This window comes from Archangium sp., from assembly GCF_036277355.1.
Classification (GTDB): domain Bacteria; phylum Myxococcota; class Myxococcia; order Myxococcales; family Myxococcaceae; genus Archangium.
On record NZ_DASUNC010000014.1, the window covers coordinates 1 to 8144 of the forward strand.

General features: G+C 70.7%; 7 protein-coding genes. 2 read left to right on the forward strand and 5 right to left on the reverse strand.

The genetic code is table 11. The annotated features are described in order from the left end of the window. Positions 1-251 precede the first annotated feature (251 nt). The 4 genes from VFZ09_RS02575 to VFZ09_RS02590 all read right to left on the reverse strand — a co-directional run bounded on the left by VFZ09_RS02575 (position 252) and on the right by VFZ09_RS02590 (position 5084). On the reverse strand, positions 252-2480 hold the full coding sequence (locus tag VFZ09_RS02575; RefSeq protein ID WP_329725844.1) for a peptidase domain-containing ABC transporter: 2229 nt from the start codon (positions 2478-2480) through the stop codon (positions 252-254). Then, the gene (locus VFZ09_RS02580) at positions 2470-3417 is read right to left on the reverse strand and encodes an efflux RND transporter periplasmic adaptor subunit (protein WP_329725845.1); all 948 of its coding nucleotides are present in this window, start codon (positions 3415-3417) and stop codon (positions 2470-2472) included. Before VFZ09_RS02580 ends, VFZ09_RS02575 begins: the two co-directional genes overlap by 11 nt. Next, the gene (locus VFZ09_RS02585; RefSeq protein ID WP_329725846.1) at positions 3418-4317 is read right to left on the reverse strand and encodes an efflux RND transporter periplasmic adaptor subunit; all 900 of its coding nucleotides are present in this window, start codon (positions 4315-4317) and stop codon (positions 3418-3420) included. Positions 4318-4505: 188 nt separating this feature from the next. Beyond that, complete coding sequence (locus tag VFZ09_RS02590) at positions 4506-5084, reverse strand: serine/threonine-protein kinase (protein ID WP_329725847.1); 579 nt, start codon at positions 5082-5084, stop codon at positions 4506-4508. Positions 5085-5466: 382 nt separating this feature from the next. On the opposite strand from VFZ09_RS02590, the gene VFZ09_RS02595 reads away from it, so the two are divergent. Next, complete coding sequence (locus tag VFZ09_RS02595; RefSeq protein WP_329725848.1) at positions 5467-5955, forward strand: response regulator; 489 nt, start codon at positions 5467-5469, stop codon at positions 5953-5955. Here the strand turns inward: VFZ09_RS02595 and VFZ09_RS02600 are convergent. Next, the gene (locus VFZ09_RS02600; RefSeq protein WP_329725849.1) at positions 5952-7502 is read right to left on the reverse strand and encodes a vWA domain-containing protein; all 1551 of its coding nucleotides are present in this window, start codon (positions 7500-7502) and stop codon (positions 5952-5954) included. The two genes, VFZ09_RS02595 and VFZ09_RS02600, sit on opposite strands and share 4 nt — an antisense overlap. A 171-nt stretch (positions 7503-7673) precedes the next feature. Between VFZ09_RS02600 and VFZ09_RS02605 the strand changes: the two genes are divergently transcribed. Then, a partial coding sequence (locus VFZ09_RS02605; RefSeq protein ID WP_329725850.1) for a sigma factor-like helix-turn-helix DNA-binding protein occupies positions 7674-8144 on the forward strand: 471 nt, incomplete at its 3' end.

Below are 8144 nucleotides of genomic sequence, written 5' to 3' on the forward strand. Positions count from 1 at the left end.
GCGAGCTCGTCCAGCGCAGGGTGCGAGATGGGCTTCCGCTCGCAGTGAGTCCATGAGCCGAAGAGCCGGATGCGGGAATTCCGCACGTCCGGATCCGTGGGGGGCCGGGGAGGTAACTCCCCGGTCTACCCGACCAAGTTCGCGCGGTGCGCGCCCGGGAGGCTCACCGCGGATGATGTCTGCTCCGGGAAATCCGAAGCAGGCACCTGGAAGGAGTTCGTGGAAGACATGGGTGACGCGGGACGTGGGACTCACTCCACCCGGCCGCCGCTGCGCATCTGGGCGCGCACCAGCTCCGCGTAGATGCCACCACGCAGCAGCAACTCCTGGTGCTTTCCCGCCTCCACCAGGTGGCCCTCGTCCATCACCAGGATGAGGTCCGCGTCCACCACCGTGCTCAGCCGGTGGGCGATGATGACGCGCGTGCACTGGAGCGATGCCAGCGATTGTTGCACCCTCGCCTCGGTGATGGCGTCCAGGGCGCTGGTGGCCTCGTCCAGCAGCAGCACCGCCGGCTTCTGCATCAGCGCCCGCGCCAGCGCCAGCCGCTGCCGCTGCCCTCCCGACAGCGACGCACCCCGGTCCACCAGTGGCGTGTCGTAACCCATGGGCATGTTCATCACGTCGCCATGCAGGTGCGCCAGCCGGGCCGCCTCGATGACGGGCTCCAGCGGGGCCGTGGGGTCCGTGATGGCGATGTTGCCCCGCAGCGTGGAGCTGAAGAACGTCGGCTCCTGCGGCACCACCCCCACCTGGCCGCGCACCGAGTGCAGATCCAACTCCGTCAGGTCCTCCCCGTCGAAGAGCACGCGCCCGGAGGTGGGCAGGTACAGGCCGAGCAGCAGGTTGGCCAGGGTCGTCTTCCCCGCGCCCGAGCGGCCGACGATCGCCACGGACTGGCCGGGCTCGATGCTCACCGACACGTCCTGCACCACCAGCGGCGACGTGGACGCGTAGCGGAACGACACCCGGTCCAGCTCGATGCCCCCTCGCAGCTTCACCTGCCGGCCCGGCTTGGAGGCGTCCCGCTCGGGCTGCGTGTCCAGTACGTCGTCGATGCGCTCGATGTAGCTGCGCAGCAACTGGAGCTGGCTGCCCGTGGTCACCAGGTTGCCCAGTGGCACCAGCAGGGCCACGGCCAGCGCGTTGAGCCCCATCATCGTTCCCAGCGACATGGTCCCCTTCAGCACCAGCAGGGCCCCGCAGGTGAGCAGCACCAGCGGAGCCACCAGCCGCAGCGTCCCCGTGAGCGCATCCACCCACGCCGTCAGCCGGCCCCGCTTCAGCGACACGTTGAGCACGTTGACGAAGCTCTCCGAGAAGCGCTGCACCGCCTGGTGCTCCACGCCGAACGCCTTCAACGTCTGGATGCCCGTGAGCATCTCGATCTGGTAGCTCTGGTTCTTCGCCTCCACCTCCAGGTTCTCCGACATGAGCGCGCGCTGGCGCCTCGTGGAGAGCAGGAGGATGAGGATCTGCAGGCTGCCCAGCCCCAGGACGATCAACGCCATGGCCGGGCTGATCAGGAACAGCAGCCCGAGGTAGATGATCACCAGCGCCCCATCGAGCAGCGCGGACAGCGTGCTGGAGGAGAGGATCTCCCGCACGGTGGCGTTGCTGTTGAGCCGCTGCATCAGGTCTCCCGCCGCGCGCACCTGGAAGAAGGCGTAGGACAGGCTCACCATGTGCTCCAGGAAGCCCAGCGTCATGTTCGAGTCCATGCGCGTGCGCAGCTCGAGCAGCAGGTGGCTCCGGATGAGCGAGGTGAGCAGCTGGAAGCCGGCCAGTGAGATGAAGCCCAGGCCCACCACCAGCAGCAGCTCCTTGTCTCCGCGAGGCACCACCCGGTCGATGATGAGCCCCGTCAGCGCCGGCACCGCCAGCGCGAAGAGTTGCAGGATGAGCGAGACGACGATGATGCGTTGCAGGACGTGCGACTGCTGGAGCACCTGCAGCGCGTACCTCGCGGCCGAGCGCGGCCGGGGCTTCTTGCCCGTCTCGAAGCTCTCGCCCGGCTCCAGCAGCAGGGCCACGCCGGTGAAGGACTGGCGGAAGCGCTCCAGCGACACCTTGCGCCGGCCATGCCCGGGGTCCAGCAGGTGCACGCCGTCCCGTCCCAGCTTCTCGAAGACGACGAAGTGCGAGAACTGCCAGTGGAGGATGGTGCCGGTGGGCAGGTAGTGCAGCGCCTCCTCGTCCACGGAGACGCCGCGCCCGCGCAGCCCGAAGGTGCGCGCCGTGCGCAGGATGTCCAGCGCCGACACCCCGTCCCGCGCCGTCCCCATCGCCTGGCGGACCTCCTCCAGGCGCAGGGGTTTGCCGTGGTAGCCGAGCACCATGGCGAGGCACGCGGCGCCGCACTCGATCTCCGTCAACTGGCGCACCAGCGGGATGCGGCGCTCGCGGCCCTTCACCCGCAGGTTGCGGAACGCGGGGAACCGCTCGGTGAGCCCCGGATGCCGGACGGCGTCAGTCCTCATGTCCCAGTGCTCCCTTCAGGCCCGGAATCAGCGTGACGAGGATCCGCTCCTTGCGCACCCGCGCGTCCGCCTGGGCCAGCATTCCGTCGAAGTAGTTGAACGTCTTTCCCTTGATCGTGAACGTGGGCGAGTCGATGCGCGCCTGCACCAGCACCATCGGGCCCGACAGGTTGATCGCATCCCCCGTGTCCGCGCCCAGGTAGCGCCGCACCTCGCTCGGGCCGATGATCTGATCTCCCACCGAGTCGATGGTGAACGTCTGGTACTCGTGGTTGAAGCCGTTGAGCTCCACGCGCAGCGGCTTGCCCGGCTCGAGCCTCGGCCGGTAGCCCCCGGGCAGCAGCGCCACCAGCGTCACGTGCACGTCATCCCCCACCACGGACACCACGTTCTCTCCCGGGTTGACGTACTGGCCCTCGCGCACGCGCAGGGTGCCCACCACGCCCGCGTGCGGGGCCCTCAGCGTCCGGGCCTGTTGCCGCGCCTCGGCCAGCTCGCGCTCGGCGCGCAGTGACGTGAGGGCCTGGCGCGCGGCCTCGTCCGCCGGATCCTGCAGCACGCGCACCAGCTGCAGCTCGAACTCCCGTTGAATGCGCTCCAGCGAGGCCGTCTCGTCCTGGGAGACGAAGTTCACCAGGGGTTGTCCGGCCTCCACCCGCTGCCCGGGCTTCACCTCCACCGAGGCGACGATTCCCGGCAGCTGGGGGGTGAGATCACTGCGGCCCTCGACCTTCACCATGGCCGGGCCCGAGGCGTACTCGGGGATGGTGCCGAGCACCGAGTAGAGCGCGGCGCAGACGACCAGGGCGAGCAGCAACCAGTACGTCCACCGGGTCCACCGGGGAGAGATGCGGAGGAGGTCCCCGTCCTCCTGGGAGCCCTCGTGGTGGCGCAGGGCCTCCTCGCGGAAGATGCGGGTGCGTTGTGTGGCTTCCATTCAGGGAATCGCTCCCGTGGGCGCGGAGCCGCCGGTGCCCCGCCCACCGAGCTGTTGCGAGGGCCCCGGACGGACGTGGACGACCATGCCCGTGGAGACCTCGGGCGGCGGTGGCTGGTTGAAGGTGGCGGTGGCGAAGACGAGCCGGGCCGCGGAGTCCACCTCGGGCGCCACGCTCTCCACCGTGCCCTCGAGCGCGAGGCCGGGCTGCACGGCCTTCACCTCCACGGGGCCACCCGGCTGGAGCCGCCGCGCCGCGTCCTCGGGCACGGCGAAGCGCACCTTCCAACCGCCGGTGCCGAGCAGCTTGAGCACGGGCTGTCCCGCCGCCAGCCGCGCACCGGGGCTGGTGAGCTTCGCGGCCACCACGCCATCGAAGGGCGCCACGAGCGTGGCGTCCTCGAGGTTCTGCCGCAGCTCGGTGGCCTCGGCGCTCCGCTGGAGCGTCTGCGCCCGGGCGGCCTGCAGGCGGGCATTGGCGGTGCTCTCCTCGTAGCGCACCTTGTCCAGCTCCTCCTGGGAATAGACGCCCAGCTCCAGGGAGCGCGGGGTGAAGTAGCGGGCCTTCTTCGCGCGAGCCTCGGAGAGGGCCAGGCGGGCGGCCTGCTCCTCGGCGCGCGAGCCCTGGAGGCTGGCCTCGGCCGCCGCGAGCTCCTGCCCCAGCGAGCGGGTGTCCAGCCGTGCGAGCACCTGGCCCGCGTGGACGTGCTGGCCGACCTCGACCTCGAGCTTCTCCAGCCGCGAGTCGAAGCGGGTGCTCACGTTCACGGTGTCATGGGGAATGATGACGCCGAGGAAGGGCTCCTCGGAGGCCGCGCGGGAAGCGGCGCCACCGTCCACCCCCTGGGCGGGCGGCGCGCCGTTCCCGTTCGGACCAGGGTTCGCGAGGGCAGGCGCCACGAAACCCACGCTTTGCAAGCAAGCCAGTCCCCACCCCACTGCCATCATCCGCACCCAACGACGCATCCCGTGTCTCTCCCGGTGGCGGGTCCCACCTGGGAGGAGGCGGCGCACCGTGGTTGTGACAGGGCCATCCGGCGCGACGCGGAGGAGCCGGGCCTGCCCGTCCGCTCAGCCGGGGAGGCGGTTCAGGACAGGTAGCGCTTGCCGCGGATGAGGGGCATCACCTGGAAGCCGATGTCCGGGTTCTCCCGCAGGAACGTATCGAGCCCTCCGAATCCGGCGAGCGGGTAGTGCTCGGGCGGGTGGGTATTGCCCGGCCAGTCGGCGAGGCTGAAGTCCACCAGCATGGGCGGCGAGTCCGCGTCACGCATCAGGATGTTCTTCGGCCCGATGGCGCCATGGTTGACGCCCGCGCGGCGCATGGCGTCCACCGCCTGGGCCAGCTGCATCATCATCCGTGTGATCTGCAGCGCCGTGACACCGCGGCGCCTCATGTCCGTCAGCTCCGCTCCTTCGACATGATCCATCAGCAGGTAGCGGAATCCGTGCACCGGGTCCGGCCAGCGTCCGTCCTCGTGCAGCCGGGGAACGCAGGCGTGCTGCACGCGCCGCAGCGCTCCCGCCTCGCGCTCCAGGAACCGCTCCATCTTCGGGCCTTCGCGTGAGCCGGGCGGCCGCAGGGCCATGCGCAGCAGGCGGCGTTCGCCGTCCCGCTCCACGCTCCAGGTGACGCTGAAGTCGTCCTGGCGCCAGAGGTGGTGCACTCGCCAGCCCGCGACTTCATCCGCGGGCCGAAGGGAGAGAGGTTCGAAGTCTGGGGAGCGCATGACCTGAGCAGTAGCAGGCGAAAGGTGACTTGTATAGTCTCCTTCCTCCGCTCCTCTCGGCTCCTGAGATGCTGCTCCCCACCCGTCTCGGCACCTGAGAAGAAGCCGCTTCCGGCTCGAGTCCTGTGGGTCTGTCGTGGAAATCCCAGACGCTGTGGCGGAACGCCACATGTGGCGTTCTTCCCTGCCACACGGGCTGGTCAGACCTGTCTGGGATGTTTAGTCATTCCGGGTGAAGCCGTGCTATGGCGCGGCGCACGGGGCGTCGGCACGGTTCGTGCTGTAGAGCGGCCGGTCGAGAGCAAGGGGAAGGGTCGTCATGCAATCCAGTGCGGTGGTGAATCAGCAGGGGGCGTCGAGGGCGGGCCGGGCCATGTTCCGGGGCGAGTCCCGGAGGCGTCCGGTGGTGTTTCACGGTCAGGTGTTGCTGATCGAGAACCTGAAGGAGCGCCGCCAGCTCATGTGCGACATGCTCGCCCACGAGCGCTTCGAGGTCGGTGTGGTCGAGGACGCGCGGGATGCCGTCCAGCTGCTCGCCGGGGAGCTGCTCTCCGGGCAGCGGCAGGCGCCGGAGCTCATCCTCTGCAATGCGCGGATGCTGGGCGATGCCGGGCTCGCGGCGCTCGAGCGGCTGTGCGCCAGCAACCCGGACGTGCCCGTCATCCTCTACAGCCCCTTCACCAACCCCCGGCTGCGCGAGCAGATCGCCCGCGTCCCCGGCGCCTGGTTCATGGACCACTCCGCGGACCTGGAGGAGCTGCGCTCCGCCGTCGTGTCGCTGGCCTCCTCGCGCCAGTCGCGCGTCTAGCGGCGCGGGGTGAGCGTGTAGGTCTCCGCCGAGCCGTCATCGCAGAGGGCAGGCAGGCGGAGGGCCCAGGTGGCCTCGCGCACGCACGAGGCCTGGGGCTCGGAGGCCGCGCCCGTCACCTCCACGTCGACGATCTCATCCCCCGTGGCCTCCACGCGCACCTGGAGCGAGGCGTGGCCTCCCGCGCCCAGGCAGGTGGAGAAGGCCGGTTGGAGGAGCCGTGCCACCGCCTCCTGGCGCTCCGGAGGGGCCGCCCGCGGTGACAGGGACCCCATGGGGCAGGCGATGGTGCCGCCGACCACGCCTCCGATGATGCCTCGCGTCACCCCGTCCGGCAGCGCGTGCGTCCGGGCCGTCGAGGGTCCCGCGCCCGAGGGCACCCCCAGCAACGAGCGGGTGGGGGAGACCCAGTCGCCCTCCCGCGCCAGCTGCTCGACCGCCTCCTCGGGAGGGCGGTCCTCCTCGTTGGCGTTCAAAGGATTCCGGTTCCACGACTCGACGTGCAGGGTGGACCAGGCGTTGCGGACGAGGTCGGCGGACAGCGTGTCATCGGGAGCCACCGGCTGGGAGGCGGCACAGCCCCAGCGCTCTCCCCGCATCACCAGTCCGCGCAGGGGCGTCTGGGGGCTGGGCAGCCAGCGTTGGAACCCTTCTCCCTCCTCGATCGCGGGCAACTCCGTCAGCCGGAGGCCGTGCTCGTCCTCGAGGTGGACCCGTTCCCAGCGCAGGGGCCGCACGAGCGGCTCCAGGCCGCGGGCGTAGGAGGGCAGCTGCGTGCCGCAGGCGTCCCGGACGAGGGGCCCGGAGAGCTTCTCGTGGGGGGCGGCAACGCCGGTGCGGAGGGGCAGCCGCCGCAGGTGCACGGCGGCATCCGGGGCCGCGGTGGAGGGAGCGGGGGGCACCGGCTCGAAGGCCTGGCGCAGCAGCCCGTCCGTGAGGGCGAGGACGCGCGCGGGCCCGCTGCCCTCCGCGAGCACCCGCTGGGCGAGCTTCAGCCCCTCGTCCAGGTGCGAGCCATTGCCGGGGGCGAGCCGCTCGGGGGGAAGGGTGGCCAGCGCCGTCTTCCACTCCGAGGCGGGGATGAGGCGTCCGAAGAGACGCTCGGCGGAGCGGCGGAACACCACCACCTCGGCCGCCGCATCGGGCAGCCACTGGAGGTACTCCCCGGCGAGCTCCACCTGGCGGGAGATGCCCGCGGGGCCCACGCTGTGGGAGGCATCCACCACGAAGACGACCCGGGCCCGCGCGGGCGCCTCGGAGAGCCGTTCCGCCCGGACCTGGAGGAAGCCCAGGGAGCCGTCGCCCCAGGGGACGAGGCCGGCGCGCGCGTCGAGCCCCCGGGACGTCCCCGCCGCCCAGGAGGCCTCCAACTCGGGCCGCCAGGAGCCGGCGCTCCGGGGCTCGAGGCGGACGTCCGCGCCGGGGGAGGCGGGCACCAGGGTGAGCGCGGGCCGGGGGACCTGCTCGCACTCGGGCAGGGGATAGGTGAAGGACTTGCGCCCGTGGGTGCGTGCACCGGACCATGTGGAACACCGATTCCGGGGCAAGTGGAACACTGATTCCGGAGCAAGTGGAACGCCCATTCCGGCCATGTGGAACACCGATTCCGGGCAAGTGGAACGCACCCTGGAAGTAGGTGACGGGATGAGCGACCCAGCGGAGCGTTGACGGTGCTGGACGAGCCGCCGCCTCTGACCTCCCCCAAGAAGGAGGTCTTGATGGCGGCAGAGAGGCTGTCCATGCGCAAGCTGAGAGAGTTGTTGAGGCAGAGGTTGGAGCTGAAGCTGTCGGTGCGGGAGATTGCCCGGAGCCTGGGAATCGGCGTGGGCACGGTGAATCGCTACCTGTACCGGGCGCAGGCGGCGAAGCTGACGAGCTGGCCGCTGCCGCCGGAGTTGGACGACGACGCGGCGCTCACGGCGCTGCTGTTCGCGGACGAGGGCAAGGTGGTGGCGAGCCGGCCCGAGCCGGACTGGGCGCATGTGCACGCGGAGCTCAGGAGGAAGGGCGTCACCAAGCTGCTGCTATGGCAGGAGTACCGGGAGGGCAACCCGGAGGGCTACCAGTACAGCCAGTTCTGCGAGCGCTACGCGCGGTGGGTGAAGTGCGTGAGCGTCACCATGCGCCAGGAGCACCGGGCCGGGGAGAAGTGCTTCATGGACTTCAGCGGGGACGGGCTGGAAGTCCAT